The organism is Kribbella sp. NPDC003557 (assembly GCF_040610805.1).
Lineage (GTDB): Bacteria > Actinomycetota > Actinomycetes > Propionibacteriales > Kribbellaceae > Kribbella.
This window is the reverse complement of record NZ_JBEXMY010000007.1, coordinates 546,513-562,747: the sequence shown is the minus strand read 5'-3', so window position 1 is coordinate 562,747 and position 16,235 is coordinate 546,513. Positions and strand designations below refer to the sequence as shown.

The 16,235-nt window shown below is 70.5% G+C and carries 16 protein-coding genes; 5 read left to right on the top strand and 11 right to left on the bottom strand.

From position 1 onward, the window contains the following. Nucleotides 1-204: 204 nt before the first annotated feature. The gene (locus ABZW60_RS31060; RefSeq protein WP_355482802.1) at nucleotides 205-687 is read right to left on the bottom strand and encodes a hypothetical protein; all 483 of its coding nucleotides are present in this window, start codon (nucleotides 685-687) and stop codon (nucleotides 205-207) included. Nucleotides 688-895: 208 nt separating this feature from the next. Between ABZW60_RS31060 and ABZW60_RS31055 the strand changes: the two genes are divergently transcribed. Further along, nucleotides 896-1,546: a hypothetical protein gene (locus ABZW60_RS31055; RefSeq protein ID WP_355482801.1), complete on the top strand. Its 651-nt coding sequence runs from the start codon at nucleotides 896-898 to the stop codon at nucleotides 1,544-1,546. Nucleotides 1,547-1,708: 162 nt separating this feature from the next. Here ABZW60_RS31055 and ABZW60_RS31050 read toward each other — a convergent pair whose 3' ends face one another. Together ABZW60_RS31050 and ABZW60_RS31045 are read right to left on the bottom strand one after the other, a co-directional pair. Beyond that, nucleotides 1,709-2,272, bottom strand: a complete 564-nt coding sequence (locus tag ABZW60_RS31050) for a DinB family protein (RefSeq protein WP_355482799.1) — start codon at nucleotides 2,270-2,272, stop codon at nucleotides 1,709-1,711. Nucleotides 2,273-2,289: 17 nt separating this feature from the next. Next, a complete protein-coding gene (locus tag ABZW60_RS31045) occupies nucleotides 2,290-3,123 on the bottom strand; it encodes an NAD(P)H-binding protein (RefSeq protein ID WP_355482797.1) in 834 nt (277 codons plus the stop codon). 70 nt (nucleotides 3,124-3,193) lie between these two features. Between ABZW60_RS31045 and ABZW60_RS31040 the strand changes: the two genes are divergently transcribed. Both ABZW60_RS31040 and ABZW60_RS31035 read left to right on the top strand, forming a co-directional pair. Beyond that, nucleotides 3,194-3,997, top strand: a complete 804-nt coding sequence (locus ABZW60_RS31040) for a TetR/AcrR family transcriptional regulator (protein WP_355482795.1) — start codon at nucleotides 3,194-3,196, stop codon at nucleotides 3,995-3,997. A 141-nt stretch (nucleotides 3,998-4,138) separates the two neighbouring features. After that, the gene (locus ABZW60_RS31035) at nucleotides 4,139-4,549 is read left to right on the top strand and encodes a hypothetical protein (protein ID WP_355482793.1); all 411 of its coding nucleotides are present in this window, start codon (nucleotides 4,139-4,141) and stop codon (nucleotides 4,547-4,549) included. Between the two features lie 55 nt (nucleotides 4,550-4,604). Here the strand turns inward: ABZW60_RS31035 and ABZW60_RS31030 are convergent, their stop codons facing one another. The 5 genes from ABZW60_RS31030 to bioD form a co-directional block, all read right to left on the bottom strand. Further along, complete coding sequence (locus ABZW60_RS31030; RefSeq protein ID WP_355482791.1) at nucleotides 4,605-5,591, bottom strand: winged helix-turn-helix domain-containing protein; 987 nt, start codon at nucleotides 5,589-5,591, stop codon at nucleotides 4,605-4,607. 88 nt (nucleotides 5,592-5,679) lie between these two features. Beyond that, nucleotides 5,680-7,230: a glutamine-hydrolyzing GMP synthase gene (gene guaA / locus ABZW60_RS31025; RefSeq protein ID WP_355483016.1), complete on the bottom strand. Its 1,551-nt coding sequence runs from the start codon at nucleotides 7,228-7,230 to the stop codon at nucleotides 5,680-5,682. A gap of 21 nt (nucleotides 7,231-7,251) precedes the next feature. Further along, a complete protein-coding gene (locus tag ABZW60_RS31020; RefSeq protein WP_355482789.1) occupies nucleotides 7,252-7,449 on the bottom strand; it encodes a hypothetical protein in 198 nt (65 codons plus the stop codon). A gap of 11 nt (nucleotides 7,450-7,460) precedes the next feature. Next, on the bottom strand, nucleotides 7,461-8,540 hold the full coding sequence (locus ABZW60_RS31015; protein ID WP_355482787.1) for a hypothetical protein: 1,080 nt from the start codon (nucleotides 8,538-8,540) through the stop codon (nucleotides 7,461-7,463). Further along, nucleotides 8,537-9,199 (bottom strand): dethiobiotin synthase, encoded by a 663-nt coding sequence (bioD, locus tag ABZW60_RS31010; protein ID WP_355482785.1) that lies wholly within the window; start codon nucleotides 9,197-9,199, stop codon nucleotides 8,537-8,539. The genes ABZW60_RS31015 and bioD overlap by 4 nt, the downstream gene beginning before the upstream one ends. A 129-nt stretch (nucleotides 9,200-9,328) precedes the next feature. Between bioD and ABZW60_RS31005 the strand changes: the two genes are divergently transcribed. Next, entirely contained in the window at nucleotides 9,329-9,955 is a 627-nt protein-coding gene (locus tag ABZW60_RS31005; RefSeq protein ID WP_355482783.1) for a response regulator transcription factor, read from the top strand. Here ABZW60_RS31005 and ABZW60_RS31000 read toward each other — a convergent pair. Continuing rightward, a complete protein-coding gene (locus ABZW60_RS31000; protein ID WP_355482781.1) occupies nucleotides 9,952-11,307 on the bottom strand; it encodes a hypothetical protein in 1,356 nt (451 codons plus the stop codon). The genes ABZW60_RS31005 and ABZW60_RS31000 overlap by 4 nt on opposite strands. Nucleotides 11,308-11,483: 176 nt before the next feature. Here ABZW60_RS31000 and ABZW60_RS30995 point away from each other — a divergent pair, with 176 nt between their 5' ends. Beyond that, nucleotides 11,484-13,979, top strand: a complete 2,496-nt coding sequence (locus tag ABZW60_RS30995; protein WP_355482779.1) for a choice-of-anchor D domain-containing protein — start codon at nucleotides 11,484-11,486, stop codon at nucleotides 13,977-13,979. Here ABZW60_RS30995 and ABZW60_RS30990 read toward each other — a convergent pair. Both ABZW60_RS30990 and ABZW60_RS30985 read right to left on the bottom strand, forming a co-directional pair. Continuing rightward, nucleotides 13,963-14,505, bottom strand: a complete 543-nt coding sequence (locus tag ABZW60_RS30990; RefSeq protein ID WP_355482777.1) for a phage tail protein — start codon at nucleotides 14,503-14,505, stop codon at nucleotides 13,963-13,965. The two genes, ABZW60_RS30995 and ABZW60_RS30990, sit on opposite strands and share 17 nt — an antisense overlap. Nucleotides 14,506-14,524: 19 nt before the next feature. Continuing rightward, the gene (locus ABZW60_RS30985; RefSeq protein ID WP_355482776.1) at nucleotides 14,525-15,388 is read right to left on the bottom strand and encodes a discoidin domain-containing protein; all 864 of its coding nucleotides are present in this window, start codon (nucleotides 15,386-15,388) and stop codon (nucleotides 14,525-14,527) included. Between the last annotated feature and the right edge of the window lie 847 nt (nucleotides 15,389-16,235).

The window sequence follows — 16,235 nt, the reverse complement described above, 5'->3', positions numbered from 1 at the left end:
GGCCGGCAAGGTCTTGTGGGGTGTATTGGCGGCCGAAGAGGAAGCTTCGCGATCCGCAGATCCCACACGGGGGTTGAACCGTGGCCCACACCGCTACCTGTTTTCAGCGGGACTGGAACATCCCCATCTCCGCAATCCGCGCTCATGCCGATGAGTAATCTGACCTGCGCCGAATCGCCCTGTATGCCTGCCCAGGCGGCGTTGTTATACGCAGATCCAGCAGTAGAGCCGCTGACTGCCGGCTTGCGCCCGGCCCGCCACACCTGCGAGATCACGCAGAAACCCCGTCAGCATGTCGGGATCAGCGCTTCCCCAGAACTCGTCCGTCCGCGACCACGGCACGGCGACTTCGGCTAGCCGTTCGGGGCTCGCTTCGGCAAGGGCGTTCGTCAGGCTGTCGGTCAGCGCCAGCACAACCCGTTCCCCGCCGTCATGGATCGCCAAAGGCGTACCACTACGATGCTCGGCAGCGATCTCGGCATACGATCGCCCAGTTAGCAACGCCTCGAGCGTTCCCATCTGGACCACCGGATCGATCCCTTTCACCGACACCGTGTCGAATGCCTGAGCGGATGCATCTGGCGCAGTCTCGGCGCCAGGGCCGCCGAGACGATCGATGGCAGACGCGGCCTGTTCGTCGGAGTCGGCGGCGAAGTAGTCAAAGAGAACTCCCATGGAGGGCATCATGCCTGAACTCTCAGGTCGCGGCGCCACCGTGCGCTTCCTCAGCCCGCCCGCAGTCCAGTTGATCAGCAACGTGAGTGCACGAATCTGCCGCCGACAGTGAATGCCCGGAACTGCCGCTGATGGTGCAGGGCGAGATCGCCGCGAGTCGTTTTGCCTGCCTTGCTCAGACCGAAAACCAGTCTGCGAAGATGTCTGGGAAGATCCTTCCGTGTCTGGGTCACGTGCTGCTGCGGCCGAGGTCGCCCGGTGGCGGTCCAAGGATGACGTCTGGATCGATCACACCACGCTCACCGACTCTGACGCCGAGTGGCTCAGGCCTGCCAAGCGACTGACCCTTTGGGCGGTCAAGCATCCGGCCGGCTTCCTGGCACGACTGCCACACTTGGAGTTCTTGGACATTCGCGGCGGGTCTGGCGCCGTCATCAGCCAAGTCGTGGGGTGCCGCGCCCTGCGGGTGCTCGTCGTCAACCAAGTCCGCGGCATGAGCGACCTCGATCCGATAGCACAACTCGCGACCCTGGAACTGCTCAGCCTGTACGGCTTGCCACGTGTCTGGTCCCTCCCATCGACTGCACAGCTGCCATCGCTGACCCGCGTCGAACTGGGCTCGATGAAGGGTCTGTCCTCGATCGTCCCGATCCTGGCGGCACCCAGGCTCCAAGAGCTCCAACTGTCCCGGATGGTCAAGCTCAGCAGTGATGATGTGACGGCCATCCGAGAGCATCCCACCCTTCTCAGGTTCGGTTGGTTCGCCGAGGACGTACCAGACAAAGCCTGGAAACCCGTCGTCGACGCGATATCCAAACCTGCTCCCCTGGCCATGAGGCCTGAGACCTGGCTCGATCAGCACCCAGGCTGAACGTCCTCATCTGGCCGCTGAGCGAGCGCGTCCGGTCAGGCCGAGCAGATGCCGTGGTTGGCCATGAGTGTCACCGATGTCTTGAGAGATCGCGTGTCACCGATGTCCTGATGCAGAACTGTCACCCATGTCCTGAGACATCACAGCGCACGTCACCCGGCGTCAAACGGCGGCCCGCGCGGCCTCCTCGACGCGGGCGCGGTAGTTCGCCCACCATTCCGCGTCCTGCTCCGGCAGGTTCGAGTTGTCCGCTCGCATTCCGGCCGCGCCGTCCACCTGCTCGCGGATGATGTCGGCGTGACCCGCGTGCCGGCAGGTCTCGGCGAGGACGTGGACGAGCATCCCGTGCAGCGTCACCGAGGACTTGCGCCACCACGGCACGTGCCCGACCGCGGACAGGTCGAGCGCGTCGATCGTCGCGTCCGCGTGCGCACACGCGCGCCGGTACCGGTCGACGATCCCGGCGCGCGTCTCGTCGGCCCTGGCCCACATCTCGACGTTCGGCTCGGCGTCGTCGTCCCACCAGGTCAGCTCTTCGGGGAACGGCCGGTCGAAGCTCTTGCCGAAGTACCAGGCCTCGACGATCGTCAGGTGCTTGACCAGGCCGAGGAGGTTGGTCCCGGTCGGCGTCAGCGGCCGGCGGATGTCGTACTCACCGAGTCCGTCGAGCTTCCAGACGATCGCTTCGCGGGCGTTTCGGAGATAGTCGTGCAGAGTGTCCTTCACACCCGCGATCATGCCAGTCAGCCGAACGCGGCCGCGTTCGCCTGCGCCCATTCGCGGTACGTCGTCCCCGCGCGGCCGGTCAGGTCGAACACAGCCGGCTCGGGCTTCATCGGATGCTCGGCCATCATCCGGAATCCGTCGAGCAGCCACTGCGCCGTCTCGAGCCCGATCACCGGCGCCAGACCGGCCAGGTACTGCTCCGGCGTCAGTTCCTCGAACCGCACCTCCCGCCCGATCGCCTCGGCGATGCAGGCGACCTGTTCCGGCGGCGTGATCCCGTCCGGACCGCTCATGGTGATCTTCTGCCCGCCGTACGCCGAGGACAGCAGCACGACCCGCGCCACCGCGGCGATGTCACCGAGGTCGATCGGCGTCTGCACGGCCCCGGCGTACGGCGCCCGCACGATCCCGTCGGCCTTGATCGACGGAGCCCAGTCGAGCGTGTTGTTCATGAACTGGCCGGGCCGCAGGAACGTCCAGTCGAAGCCGCCCGCCTCGATCGCCCGCTCGATCCGGTAGTAGTGCCACGTCGACGGATCCCCTTGCGCCTCGTACTCCGCGGGCTCCCCCGACAGCACGACGACCCGGCGCACACCGGCGTCGCGCGCACAGCGGACGAAGTCGTCGACGTACGCCGGGAGCGGCGCCAGGTACACGGTGTCGACACCCGCGAGCGCCGCGGGCAGCGTCTCCGGCTTGCCGAGATACCCGCGCGCGACCTCCACACCGTCCGGCAGCGCGGCCCGGGCCGGCTTGTTGGTCAGCGCCCGCACCGGCGCACCGGCCGCGACCAGCTCGTCGACCAGCAGCCGCCCCACACTCGCGGTCGCACCCGTCACCAGGATGGTCATCTGGATCTCCCCTCGAGTCGAATTCTCGTAGGGTATACGAGAATTTGCCGAAGCGCCTATCGTAGGCCCCGTGAGCGAGCGGCGGAGCGGCGAGGGGCAGCCGGACAAGACACTGGCGTTGCTGTGGCGCAACCACCGCCAGCCGGCCGCCGACGAGCCCGCCGACGGTACGGCGAGGAAGCGCGGCGCGGGCCGGCGTCCCTCGCTGAACGTGGACGACGTCGTCCGGGCCGGCATCCAGCTCGCGGACGACCAAGGCCTGGCGGCCGCGTCGATGGGCGGGCTCGCGAAGGAGCTCGGCGTCGGCACGATGACGCTCTACACGTACGTGCCGTCGAAGGACGAGCTGCTCGATCTGATGGTCGACCAGGTGCTCGGCGAGCGCGACCTCCCGGGCCCGGGTGAGTCGCGGCCGGAGGACTGGCGGGAGCAGGTCGAGGTCTACTCCGAGCAGACCCGCGCGATGTTCCAGCGGCATCTGTGGCTGTCGCAGGTCTCGACGATCCGCCCGCCGGTCGGCCCGGGCATGCTGGCCGGCCGCGAGTACCTGCTGTCCGCGTTGCTCGGTCTCGGGCTAGGAGCACTCGAGACGAACACGGCCGCGCTCGCCATCACGACGTACGTCGACTCCGCGGCGAGTCTCGAGGCGGAGAGCCGGCTCGTCGAGCGCGCGACCAGGCAGACCAACGACGCCTGGTGGTACGAGCGCAACGACCTGTGGGAGACGTATTTCGACGTCGACAGGCACCCCGCGATGACCGCGATCTGGCACGCCGACGGCTACCAGTCCTCCACCCGGGAGGCCGCCGCCGACTCGTACCGGTACGGCCTGGACCGGCTGCTGGACGGTATCGAGACGCAGCAGGCCCGCTAGCTCTTCAACCCATTTCGGCGCAGGCCGAAGAGGCCACCGGGCCTTTCGGGCGATCGCGAATGGAGGGGCGCCGCGGCGCCGGGACGCCGAAGGTTGATGTCAGCGCCCCACCCGGGGGTGCGAGCAGATCAAAGGGAGATCATGCGGAACATCACCAAGCTCGTCGCCGGTGCCGGACTCGCTGCTGGATCGCTGCTGACGCTGACGGTGGGGGCCACGGCGGCGCAGGCCTCCGAGGCGCCGGTCACGAAGGCTGCCGGCATGACGGTTGCCGGCGGCACGTACCAGGGTTGCCCGTACGGCGCGGTCTGCATCTACCCGCAGGACAAGGGCTGGAACAACGGCCAGCCGTCGAACGTGTACTGGGCCTACGGCGCGCACAAGCTGTACAACCAGGTCGGCAACCACTTCGTGTTCAACAACCAGTCGGGCGGCGCGGGTGTCTGGCTGTGCAAGGGCTCGGGCGGGACGGACTGCCCGAGCTACCTCGGCGCCTACGTCTACACCAACTACAACCTGACGCCGATCAACTCGGTCAATCTGACCCGCTGATCGCAGCGGCCGAACCGGCGCCACAGGTCTCCGACCGGTGGCGCCGGTTCCGCGTTCAGCCCTTGGCTCCGGCCAGCACGTCCGCGCCGACCTGGTTGAGCATGTGCCGCACCGAGCTCCCGACCCGGTGCGTGGTGACCAGCCCGGTGTCGTGCAGCACCCGGGCGTGCTCGCTGGCCGAGGCCTTCGAGATCCCCACCCGGGCCGCCAACTCACTCGTCGAGCACGCGCCGCCCGAGATCCCGAGGAGCACCTGGGCTCTGGTCTTCCCGATCAGATCCGCGACGGCACGCCCGCGATCAGGTCGCCGTACGACGACCTGGGGCCGGGCCCATTCGTTCCGGACCGGGTAGACGAGCACCGGCGGGAGTGCCGGGTCCAGCAGCATCATCGGGTACTTCCAGCAGAAGAACGACGGCAGCAGCCGGAGCCCGCGGCCACCCAGGTACAGGTCGCGGTCCACGTGCGGCAGGTCCACCGACAGCACCGGCGCCGACCAGCTCAGCGCCCCGTGCAACTGCGGGATCAGCTTCTCGAACCCTTCGTTGGCGACCGTGTCGTTGTGCTTGGCCACCACCGGCTCGACGGCGCTCACGATCATCGGCATCTGCGGCGCGATCTTGGTCCGGTGGAACGACCGCAGCCCGTGCACGACGCGCGACATGACCGTCGAGTCGCCGCCGGCGAGCCGCCGGGTCCAGGCCGGCAGCCGGACCGCGTCGGACAGCCGCGTCAACTCGGACCTCAACTGGCCGGGCGACGTCGCCGCGACCGCGGTCAGTCCGGCCTCGAGCCCTTCGCTCGCCGCGCGTGGAGTCAGGAAGTCCGGCGAGTACCCCACCGGTGGCGCGAGCGCGAGGAGATCTCGCTCCACGGCGCTCAGCCGGGCCCTCGCCCGCTCCCGCCAGGTGCCGAACGTCTCCGGCTCGTCATCGGTCTGCAGGACGTGGAGACCCAGCAGGACCTCCCACAACGGATCGGGCTGCTGCGCGATCGTCGTCCTCGCCAGATCCGCACACTCGAAATGAACGCGAAACACCACGAGCCCCTCCCCCGAGGAAGTCGCCCGCTGTGGTTTTACGAGCGACTCCGTGACAGTAACAGCCCCGGGGGTCACTCGCTGTGACGCATCACTCCCACTCGATGGTGCCCGGGGGCTTGCTGGTGACGTCGAGGGTGACGCGGTTGACCTCGTCGACCTCGTTGGTGATCCGGGTGGAGATCTTCTCGATCACGTCGTACGGCAGGCGGGCCCAGTCCGCGGTCATCGCGTCCTCGCTGGTGACAGGGCGCAGGACGACCGGGTGGCCGTACGTCCGGCCGTCGCCCTGGACGCCGACCGACCGGACGTCGGCCAGCAGCACCACCGGGAACTGCCAGATGTCGCGGTCGAGCCCGGCCGCGGTGAGCTCGGTGCGGGCGATCAGGTCCGCGGCGCGGAGGATGTCCAGCCGCTCGCGGGTGACCTCACCGATGATCCGGATGCTCAGGCCGGGCCCCGGGAACGGGTGCCGGTAGACCATCGTCTCCGGCAGGCCGAGCGCCACGCCCAGCTCGCGGACCTCGTCCTTGAACAGCGTCCGCAGCGGCTCGATCAGGCTGAACTGCAGGTCGTCCGGCAGGCCGCCGACGTTGTGGTGCGACTTGATGTTCGCCGCGCCCGCGCCGCCGCCGGACTCGACGACGTCCGGGTACAGCGTGCCCTGGACCAGAAACTCGATATGCCGCTCAGCGTCCACCTTGCGCGCGGTCGCCTCGAACGTGCGGATGAACTCCCGGCCGACGATCTTGCGCTTCTGCTCCGGGTCCGTCACCCCGGCCAGCGCGGTCAGGAACTGCTCCTCGGCGTCGACCGCCTCCAGCCGGATCCCGGTCGCGGCGACGAAGTCCTTCTCGATCTGCTCCGACTCACCGGCCCGCTGCAGGCCGTGGTCGACGTACACACACGTCAGCTGGTCACCGATCGCCTTGTGCACCAGGGCCGCCGCGACCGCGGAGTCGACACCGCCGGACAGCGCGCACAGCACCTGCTTGTCGCCGACCTGCTGCCGGATCAGCTCGACCTGCTCGTCGACGACGTTGGTCGTCGTCCAGTCGCCCTTGCAGCCGGCGATGTCGTACAGGAAGTGCTCCAGCACGGCCTGCCCGGCCTGCGAGTGCAGGACCTCCGGGTGCCACTGCACGCCGGCGAGCCGCCGGTCCAGGTCCTCGAACGCGGCCACCGGCGCGCCCTCGGACGCCGCGAGCACCGCGAAACCGGCCGGCGGCGCGTGCACCGCGTCACCGTGCGACATCCACACGTTCAGGTCCTCGGGGATGCCGGCCAGCAGCGTGCCGGCGGCGCTCACCGTGACCGGCGTCCGGCCGAACTCGCGCAGCCCGGTCCGCCGGACGTCGCCGCCGAGCGTCTGCGCCATCGCCTGGAACCCGTAGCAGATCCCGAACGCCGCGACGCCCGCCTCGAACAGCCCGGACTCGACCCGCGGCGCGCCCTCGGCGTACACCGACTGCGGGCCGCCGGACAGGATGATCGCCTTCGGCCGCTTGGCCAGCATCTCCTCGACCGGCATCGAGTGCGGCACGATCTCGGAATACACCTTCGCCTCGCGCACCCGGCGGGCGATCAGCTGCGCATACTGCGCGCCGAAGTCGACGACCAGGACCAACTCGTGCTGCGGGATTTCGTGGGCCACGCGCAAAGCCTATCGGTGCAGGTCAGCAGGGCTGTAATCCGGCGAACGCCGGGCCACCGGCAGCGGGTCGTTGGTGACCTCGAGACCCGGGAACCGACGCCGCATCGCGGCCTCGTGACGGGCGGCCGCGGCCGGTTCGCCGATGTAGTCGGCGATCTGATGCGGTCCGAACCACAGCCGCACCCGGCGGCGCGATGGGAAGCTCACGAGAGGTGACGCTAGGCCCGCGAGTTGTCCTCGGTGTTACCGCGCGTTACAACCCGGAGACGCTTCGGCGCCCGGAACGACAGCAGCTCGATCATCGGCGGCTCCTCGACCGGCCGGACACCCGCCAACAGCTCACTTGCACATTCCAGCGCCACGCGAGCCTCCATCCGCGCCAGCCCGGCGCCGAGGCAGCGATGGATCCCGATCCCGAACGCCAGATCCGCCGGCCCACCATGCCCACTCAACCCGAGCAACACCGGCGCCCCCGCCGGCACCTCCACACCACCCAGCGTCGTCGCCTCAGCCGCAACCCGCCGCCAGGTGGGCACAGAGGATGCCTCCCGCAGCACCTCCTCGACCGTCTCCGCCGGATCACCCAGCTTGCCGACCACGCGATGGAAGGCCGTGGAGATGAGCTGGGTGGTGGTTTCCTGGCCGGCGATCAGCAGGAAATAGCCGACCGCACACACCTCTTCGTCGGTCAGGCCCAAACCGATCAGCGCGCCGAACAGGTCGTCACCCGGCGCCTGCCGCGCCGCCGTCGTACGCGACCGCAGCCACGCATAGAACTCCGCCGCGCTGTGCGCCAACTCCAACTGCCGGTCCTCGTCCGGCCAGCCCCAGAACAGCTCCAGCGAGTCCAGGCTCCACGCCTTCAACGCCGGTACGTCGACCTCCGTCAGGCCGAGCAACCGCAGTACGACGAGGGCCGGCGGCTCGGCCGCGATCGCCTGAACCAGGTCGACCTCCCGCCCGTCCGCGAGCTCAGCAGCTGCCGCCGCGACTCGGACCGCGTTCAGCTCCCGTGTCAGCGGCTCGACGGCCGCCACCCGCGCCGGACTGAAGAACCGCGCGACGGCGGCACGGATCGGCCGGTGCGACTCCCCCGCGTTGTTCGCCAGCGTCGGCGGCAGCGCGAACCCCACCCCGGACAGCACCCGCAACGCCTTCACCGACAGCGGAGTGTGCGCGAGGACGGCGTTGTCCGGGCGGAACGTGCGCGGATCGAGCATCACCGCCCGCGCCAGCGCCGGATCGTCGACGACCCAGTACCCGAGCTCCTCGTCGTACCGCGCCGGACACCCCGTCACACGAACCATCCGGGCGCGGCCGCGACGAACTCCTCCTGGCTCAACGCGCCCGCCCCGGCCGGGATCCGCCCGAGCACCGGGACCCCGGTCGTGGCCGGCAGGTCCTCCAGGTTGCACTCCTCGGCGAGATCCGGCTCCTCGGGCAGCGAACCGATCACCAGCCCCTCGATCGGCAGGCCCCGGGACCGCAACGCCTCGACGGTCAGCCCGGCATGGTTCAGCGTCCCCAGCCCGGCCCGCGCCACCACCACGAAACCGAACGGTGTCGTCAGGTGCCCGGCGAGGTCCGCAAGGTTGTTGCCCTCAGCATCCAACCCGACGAGGATCCCGCCCGCGCCCTCGACCAGCACAGTGTCGTTCGTCCGGGCCAGCTCGTCGATCGCCCGCGCGTGCGCGACCACCGGCGGCAACCGCACCCCCTCCCGCCGGGCCGCGGTCGTCGGCGCCAACGGATCCCGCAGCCGCACCCCCTCGTGCAACTTGGTCAGCCCACTGAGCCGATGCACGTCGTCGAGATCCCCCGGCTCCTCCGGCCCGACCCCGGTCTGCGCAGGCTTGACAACAGCAACCGAACCGGTCGCCCGGACAGCAAGGGCCGCGGTGGTGATGGTCTTCCCGACGCCGGTATCGGTGCCGGTGACAAGCAGGATCCGGGTCACCCGCCTGAGTTTAGGCGCGCCGGCCGGCGGCCCGGCGGGGTCCCTCGGGAGACCCTAGGGATTCGCCCTAGGGTGCCCCGGGCTGTTGTCACGCATGGTGGTGGGACCGCTACGTCCTGGGGAGGAATGATGGGCCTTCGCGTCCCCGTCCACGTGTTCTCGACCGATTCGATCTCCCGCGCCGGGCTGGAGAGCCAGCTCCGGTTCCAGCCCGACCTGCACGTCGTCGACGCCGACCAGCTCGGCGGTGAGGTGGTCGCCGTCGTCTCCGCGGAAACGCCGGACCAGGCCACTCTCGACGCTGTCGCCGAGCTCCGCCACCGCGGCGTCGACAAGCTCATCCTGGTGGTCGCCACGCTCAACGACGCCGACCTGATCGCGGTCATCGAGGCCGGGGTCTGTGCGCTGATCCGCCGCCACGAGGTCACGCCGGACCGGCTGACCGACCTGATCCGGCGGGCCGCGGCCGGAGAGGCCGAGCTGCCGGCCGACCTGCTCACGCGGCTGTTCCGACAGGTCTCACACATGCAGAACGACGTACTGACACCGCGCGGCCTGCGTCTGGCTGGTCTCTCGCCCCGTGAGACCGCGATCCTCAGACTGGTGGCCGAGGGCTACGACACCGACGAGATCGCCGCTCGGCTGAGCTACTCGCCGCGCACCGTCAAGAACGTCCTGCACGGCGTCACCACCCGCTTCCAGCTGCGCAACCGGTCGCATGCGGTCGCCTATGCGATGAAGGAAGGCCTCATCTAGACCAGCTGGCCGGAGAACGAGACCGACGGAGTACACCGGTCGGACCCGGCAGCCGGCGCCGTGCAGTTCACTGCCACGGCGACCGGCTGCCCCGGCGGCGCGGCCAGCGACTGCAGGTAGTGGTAGTCCAGGTCGCGGAAGTTCGCCAGGCCGGTTTCCAGGACGACGTTCGTGCCGATCATGATCCGCAGGATGCCCGAGTCACCGCGCGGGTTCTGCAGCACCAGGTCGGAGATGCGGACGGTCTTCTTCGGCGGCGCGGCGTACTTGAACGCCTGGAAGGATCCGTCGGTGACCGCCTTGGCCTCGGTCGCGATCCGGAAGCTCAACGGCACCGGTCCGGTCGGCGCCGGCTTCGCACTCGGCTTCGCGCTCGGTTTCGCGCTCGGTTTCGCACTCGCGCCTGGTGTGGGCGCGGCGCTCGCTGTGCTGCCCGGCGTGGGTCTGGCCGAGCCGGCGTTCGGTCCTGGTGTCGGAGTCGGCGTGATCCCGGCGGCCTGCTGGGCCACGCTCGCCGCCGCGGTCGCCTTGTCGGCCGCCGTACTCGCCTTCGACGCCGCCGACTCGGCGCGGGCGACCTGCTGCTGGGTCTGCTCGGTGGCGACCGATTTCACCGCCGGCTTGAGCAGCGCGTACCAGGCGCCGATGGCGGCCACCACCAGCACCGCGGCCGCGGCGATCGCGGGCAGCAGCCACTTCGGCATCAACTGCTCCTGCTGCACCACGCCGGTGGTCTTGATCGCTTCGCCGTCGGCCGGGGTGGCGATCACCTCGAACGGCAGCATCTTCGGCTGGCCACGCCAGAACCGGCGGTGCGGCGCCGCGGTCAGCTTCACGATCGTCGCCGTACCGGGTGCGGTGGTGATCGTGGGGTGCGCAGTGGTCAGCCGCAGCTCGTCGTCCGGGTCGTGGAACCCGATGGCCACCGTGGTCTCGCTGTTGCCGAGGTTGTCGACCGCCAGCCGGAACTTCGCCCGGCGGCGCGCCCGGCGCTTGCCCGGCACCAACTCGGTGAGCGTCTCGCGGTACGGCGCCACCTCGACGGCGCCCTCGGCGACCGCCGAATCCTCCGGGTCCTCCCGCGACCGGACCCGGACCCCGAACTCGTGCCGCCCGGCCGGCACCACCGCGGACTTCGGCGGGTTGAACGTGAGCGACGCCGTACCGGTCGTTCCCGGCATCAGGTTGACCGTCGAGGGCTCGACCGTCACCCACTCACCCCCCGTGCCCACCAGGCTGATCGAGAACTGGTCGACCAAGCGGCCGGTGTTCGTGACGTCGATGTCGCAACCGCCGGTCTCCCCCGGCACAACGGCGAGGGATGTGGACGACAAGGAAACCGTGACTGCCATGCCGCCAGCGTGACCGCCCGCCTGCCGCACCGGGCAGCCTCAGCGGGCTAACCCAGGGCGACACGATTCCTGCCCGATCGGGCCGCGCACACCGCCCGTTGGCTCCGGCGAACGGGCATCCACCGGCCGCGGGCCGAACCTACGATCAAGGCGGGTCCGAGCGAGGGGAGTCCGCTGTGCGCCGTCGGATCGCCCTGGCGTCGACCGGGATCCTGTTGACCGCCTCCGTGACCGCCGCCGTGACGGCTCCGTCCGCGGTGGCTGACTCACCGGGCCGCACCGAGGTCGCGTCGGTAGGTGCGGCCGGCAACGGTTCGGCCGGCGCGGCGAGCTCGCCGGCGGTGTCGGCCGACGGCACGCAGGTCGCGTTCGAGTCCCGCGCGGCGCTCGATCCGGTGGTTGCCCCGGGCTCCCCGTACAACGTCTATGTCCGTGATCGGCGGTCGCCCGCGCACACCGTGCTGATCAGCCGGGCGTTGCCCACGACGTACCTCGCATCGCGGGGCTCTGCGGTGCCGGTCCGAACGGCCGCCGGCGCGGAGACCGGGGGCGACGGCGACAGCATCCACCCGTCGATCTCGGCGACCGGGCGGTACGTCGCGTTCGAGAGCGTCGCCGGGAACCTGCGCGACGGGTTCGGGCGGCCGCTCCGCCGGGTCGTGATCTGCGACCGCGACCCGGACGACGACGGCGTGTTCGACGAGCTCGGGCCGGACGGGGTGATGGACTTCGGCTACCTCTACCTCGGCCCGCCGCCGGCCGGTGCGAATGTCGCGGCAGGCTCCGACCCGACACTGTCCGCCGCGGGGACGACTGTCGCCTGGCGGGACCAGCAGCCGGGAGCGACCGACGCGCGCATCGCCGTCACCCGGGTGGTGCTCGACCCGCAGGGGCGCCCGCTGACTCCGGACCCGGCCGGGTTCCGTTACCCGGAGCTCGAGGGCAGCCCGGGCGCGCCGCGAGTTTCCGCGGATGGATCCCAGGTCGCGTTCACGACAGGCGTCTGTCCAGCCTTGCTCGCCTGTACGGCCGGGTCGGTCCAGGTCTTCGACCTGGAAAGCGAACAGACCACGCGCGTCGACTACCTCCCCGACGGAAACCTCTCCGGTACGGCGGAACACCCGGCGATCTCCGGCTCCGGACGCCTGATCGCGTACGAGCACACACCCGAGCCGGGCGTCCCGCCGGTCACGGTCGTCGTCGATCGCGACCCGGCCGGATCCGGCCGGCTCGGCCCGGGACCCGATGCGCCGGTGACCTCCTCGATCGCGTCCCGCGACAGCTCCGGGCAACCCGCCGAAGGGCGCGCGCCGACGCTCTCGGCCGACGGGCGCTACCTCGCCTTCGAGAGCTCGGCGACCGACTTGTACGGCGATTCGCCCGGCTCGGGCCCGACCGCGATCGTGCTGCGGGACCTGACGGTCGACGCCGCCCGGGACAAAGCTGGTCTGCCGCGGCTCACCGGCGACCTCGGCTCCCCGGCTGCCTCGGGCTGTGCCAAAACCGTGTGCCCGGCGGAAGGACCCAGCACGTCACCCGGGTTGTCCGCCGACGGGTCCGTCCTGGTCTTCACCAGCGCGGGCGATGATCTGGTGTCTCCGAACTGCTGCGCGGGATCGGCGTTCGTCCGTATCTTCCAGCCGCGCGTCATTGCTGCACCGACCGCCTTCGGCACTGTCCCGGTGAGCGGTACGGCGACCCGGGCGATCGTCGTCGCGCATTCGGGATTCGGCCCGCTCACCATCACCAAGATCTACGTGTCCGGGGATGCCGGCTTCCAGACCGGCGCCGCCGAGAACTGTGTCGGGGCCACGCTGCACGGCAGCGAGACCTGCGTCGTCACGGTCGACTTCCGGCCCGGCTCGAGCGGCCCCAAGCAGGCCGTACTGCGGGTCGAGCAGCGCGACGGCACGGTGACAGATGTTCCGCTGACCGGGGCCGCCGAAGCTGGCCCGACCGTGTCACCGACCGGGCCGCCAACCGCGCCTGGGCCCGGGCCTGGTTCTGGGCCTGGGTCTGGGTCTGGGTCGCAAGGTGGTCTGGTGGTCACGCCGGAACCTCTGGACTTCGGCGGCGATCAGCCGGCGCTCGTCCCGATCGGTCAGCGAACGGTGCAGATCCGCAACGCCGCCACGATCCCGATCACCGTCGCCGCCATCGCCGTACTCGACGGACCGCGCTTCATCCCCGGTGACTTCGCCGTCGTCCGGACCAAGTGCACCCAGCGCCGGCTGGAGCCCGGTGGGGCGTGCAGCGCGGACGTCCAGGCGACGCCACAGCTCCCAGGGCAGCGATCCGGCGTACTCGCGATCACGGCGACAGACCCGGCGTACACGCGCCTGATCCCGCTCACCGCACAGGCCGCGCAACCGCTCGTCGTCGTGAACCCGGCAGTCGTCCGAGCCAACCGCGTAACGACCGTGACCGGCCAGAACTTCCCACCCGGCCGTCCGATCACCCTCACCGCGACAACCCCCGGAAGCCACCTGTCGGCCAAAGCCGTCACCGGCCCCGACGGACGATGGACGACTCCGCTGATCGTGTTCCCCCAAACGGGCACCGGAACCTGGCCCGTGATCGCCACCGTCGACGGCACGGCGATCCGCGCCCAGGCCCCCGTCCTGGTCGTCCCGGCGAGCTACCAGCCACCGGACTTCACATCCCGCCGCTGACCGACTCGACCCGCACACTGTGCGCCACATGCGCAGGCTTCGCGGCGTCGACCGCGGCCTCCACCTCCGCCACCCTCAGAGAGTTGCTTCGAGCAACTACTTCGACCAGCGCCGGCCGATCGTCAGCCAGATCGTCGACAGGTTCCACCGACCAGGTCACGCCGCCGCTGTCGGTGATACGGACGTCGGCGCCCAGCACCAGGGCAAGCTGCAGCCGCATTCCTTCCACCGTGCCACGACCGCGATGCAGGTGGACGGCCTGCTGAATCGCCGCACGTTGCGTCTCGAGCGGCCAGGTCTCGTTCAGCTCCGCCCCGACCCACCCGGCCAGCCAGCCGAGGTGGTCGGGAGGTGCCAGGCCTGGGTCCACGTACGCGGCCAGGCAGTCGACGGTGTTGATCGCCGGAGCCAGCAGCAGGTCCACCGCCGCGGTGAAGCGCATCAGCAGTTCGTCCTCCTGCAGAACAGCCGGCAGCAGGGACCCGAGTGGGTACGGGGTCTCCAGCTCGGTCGTCGTACCTCTCATGTCGTCACCCTCCTCGCGCTCACCCGATGCCGAACAGTTCGATCTCGGACACCGCGAGATTGCGGGCGTCTTGCGCCGGATAGACCGTGACGACCTTGATCGTGAACTTGTCGACCCCGATCGCGTCGTGCAAGGCGATCTGCTGCGGCTCCGGACTGTCGCCGAGGGTGATGAGCTCGGTCTTCTCGTTGGAGTAGGACAGCTCCACCGTCGCGGGGCGGATGGTGCCGGCGAAGTTCTTCGGGTCGCCGTTGCTGACGATGAGCTTCCGCAACGCCACCGCGTGATCGAGCTGGACGGTCAGCGTGGGCGGGGACTTCTCGTTCCACGGTGCCATCCAGGCTGTGTTGGTGTAGGTGTCGAAGGCCGCCTTCGGCGGGTGCCCGGCGACGCTCTTGCTGCCCTGCACCGTGGCAGGGCGAACGGGCGCGAGAGCGGAATCGGCCAGTCCGCGGAGCTTCTGCTTGGCGGTGGACGCCTGCTGGACGACGTACGACCTCAGAGGCGGGTAGAAGCCGCTCAGCACTGTGAAGGTCACGAGCAGCACAGTGATAGCGGTTCGTGCGCGGCGCAGGGTTGTTCTGAGTGCTTGCTTGCCGCGACTGTCGCCGGGGCGGCCCGGGCGCGCTCCTGCCGCTGCGGTTCGCGGTCCGCGTCGTCGTCGGAGGCGTCGCCACCACGGGATCTTCACGACGGTCGCCGAGGCGAGCGACTCGCCGCAGCGGCCGCAGAACTTGCGGGTGGGCAGGTTGCCTTCACCGCACTCACCGCAGACACGGTCGCCCGGCCGGAGCTTGGCGGCCGGGCGGGTCTGCCGTACCGCGGCCGGGCGCGGCTTGGCCTGCTGCGGTTCCACCTCCGGCGGCTGGTCGTGCTCGACCACCGGAGCGACCAGCTTGGCCGCGAGCGTCGCCTCCCCGTCCGACGATCCGCGGGCTGCCGCCGACGCCGCATGTTCCGGCGCAGGACGTGCTGACGGCGCCGGAGGAACCGCCCCACCGGAGGAGGCCGTTGACGGGGCCTCACTGCCGGCTGGTGAGGGCAGCGCAGCCGCATGACCGACCGCGAGACGTGCCGATGGCGCGGGCGGAATCGCCCGATCGGACGAGGGCGGTGGCGGCGCCGCAGGGCCGGATGGAGGAGGTGGCGGAGCCGTGGCCCTGGATGAAGATGCGGGCTGGGCCGGACTGCTCGGTGGCGCCGGCGGAGCCGCATGACCGGGCGGAGCAGGTGGCGGCGGGGCCGCACCGCCGGTTGATGCAGACGGCAAGGCCGCGCTGACCGATGGTGGAAGCGGCAGGGCCGCACCACCGCGTGATGGGGGTGGCGGTGGCGGCGGGGCCGCACCGCCGGTTGGTGCGGACGGCAAGGCCGCGCTGACCGATGGTGGGAGCGGCGGGGCCACGCCACCGCGCGGTGGAGGTGGCGGGGGCGGCGGGGGCGCGCCTCCGGGCGGCGGAGGTGGTGGGGGTGGCGGTGGGGCTGCGCGGCCGGGTGGAGGTGGGGGCGGTGGAGCCGCGCGGCCGGGTGGGGGTGGTGGGGTGTTGTCGGTGGGGGTGGGTTGGGGTGCGTCGAGGGCGGTTCCGCCGGCCAGTTCGAGGGCAGCGCGGTGGATCCTGGTGAGTAGGCCGGCCTTGCGCGGTAGTGGCTCCAGTTGTTCCGGGGTCGCGACCGGCGCCGGCGCGACCCGCTCGGCGTTCCACTCCAGGAACGTGCCGCACGAGCCACAG

Bases quoted from the DNA above. Each gene is read 5' to 3' on its own strand.
- ABZW60_RS30990 (WP_355482777.1), bottom strand. From the start codon at position 14,505: ATGAGAGGTACGACGACCGAGCTGGAGACCCCGTACCCACTCGGGTCC.
- ABZW60_RS31060 (WP_355482802.1), bottom strand. From the start codon at position 687: ATGATGCCCTCCATGGGAGTTCTCTTTGACTACTTCGCCGCCGACTCC.
- ABZW60_RS31045 (WP_355482797.1), bottom strand. From the start codon at position 3,123: ATGACCATCCTGGTGACGGGTGCGACCGCGAGTGTGGGGCGGCTGCTG.
- ABZW60_RS31000 (WP_355482781.1), bottom strand. From the start codon at position 11,307: ATGGCAGTCACGGTTTCCTTGTCGTCCACATCCCTCGCCGTTGTGCCG.
- ABZW60_RS31005 (WP_355482783.1), top strand. From the start codon at position 9,329: ATGGGCCTTCGCGTCCCCGTCCACGTGTTCTCGACCGATTCGATCTCC.
- ABZW60_RS31035 (WP_355482793.1), top strand. From the start codon at position 4,139: ATGCGGAACATCACCAAGCTCGTCGCCGGTGCCGGACTCGCTGCTGGA.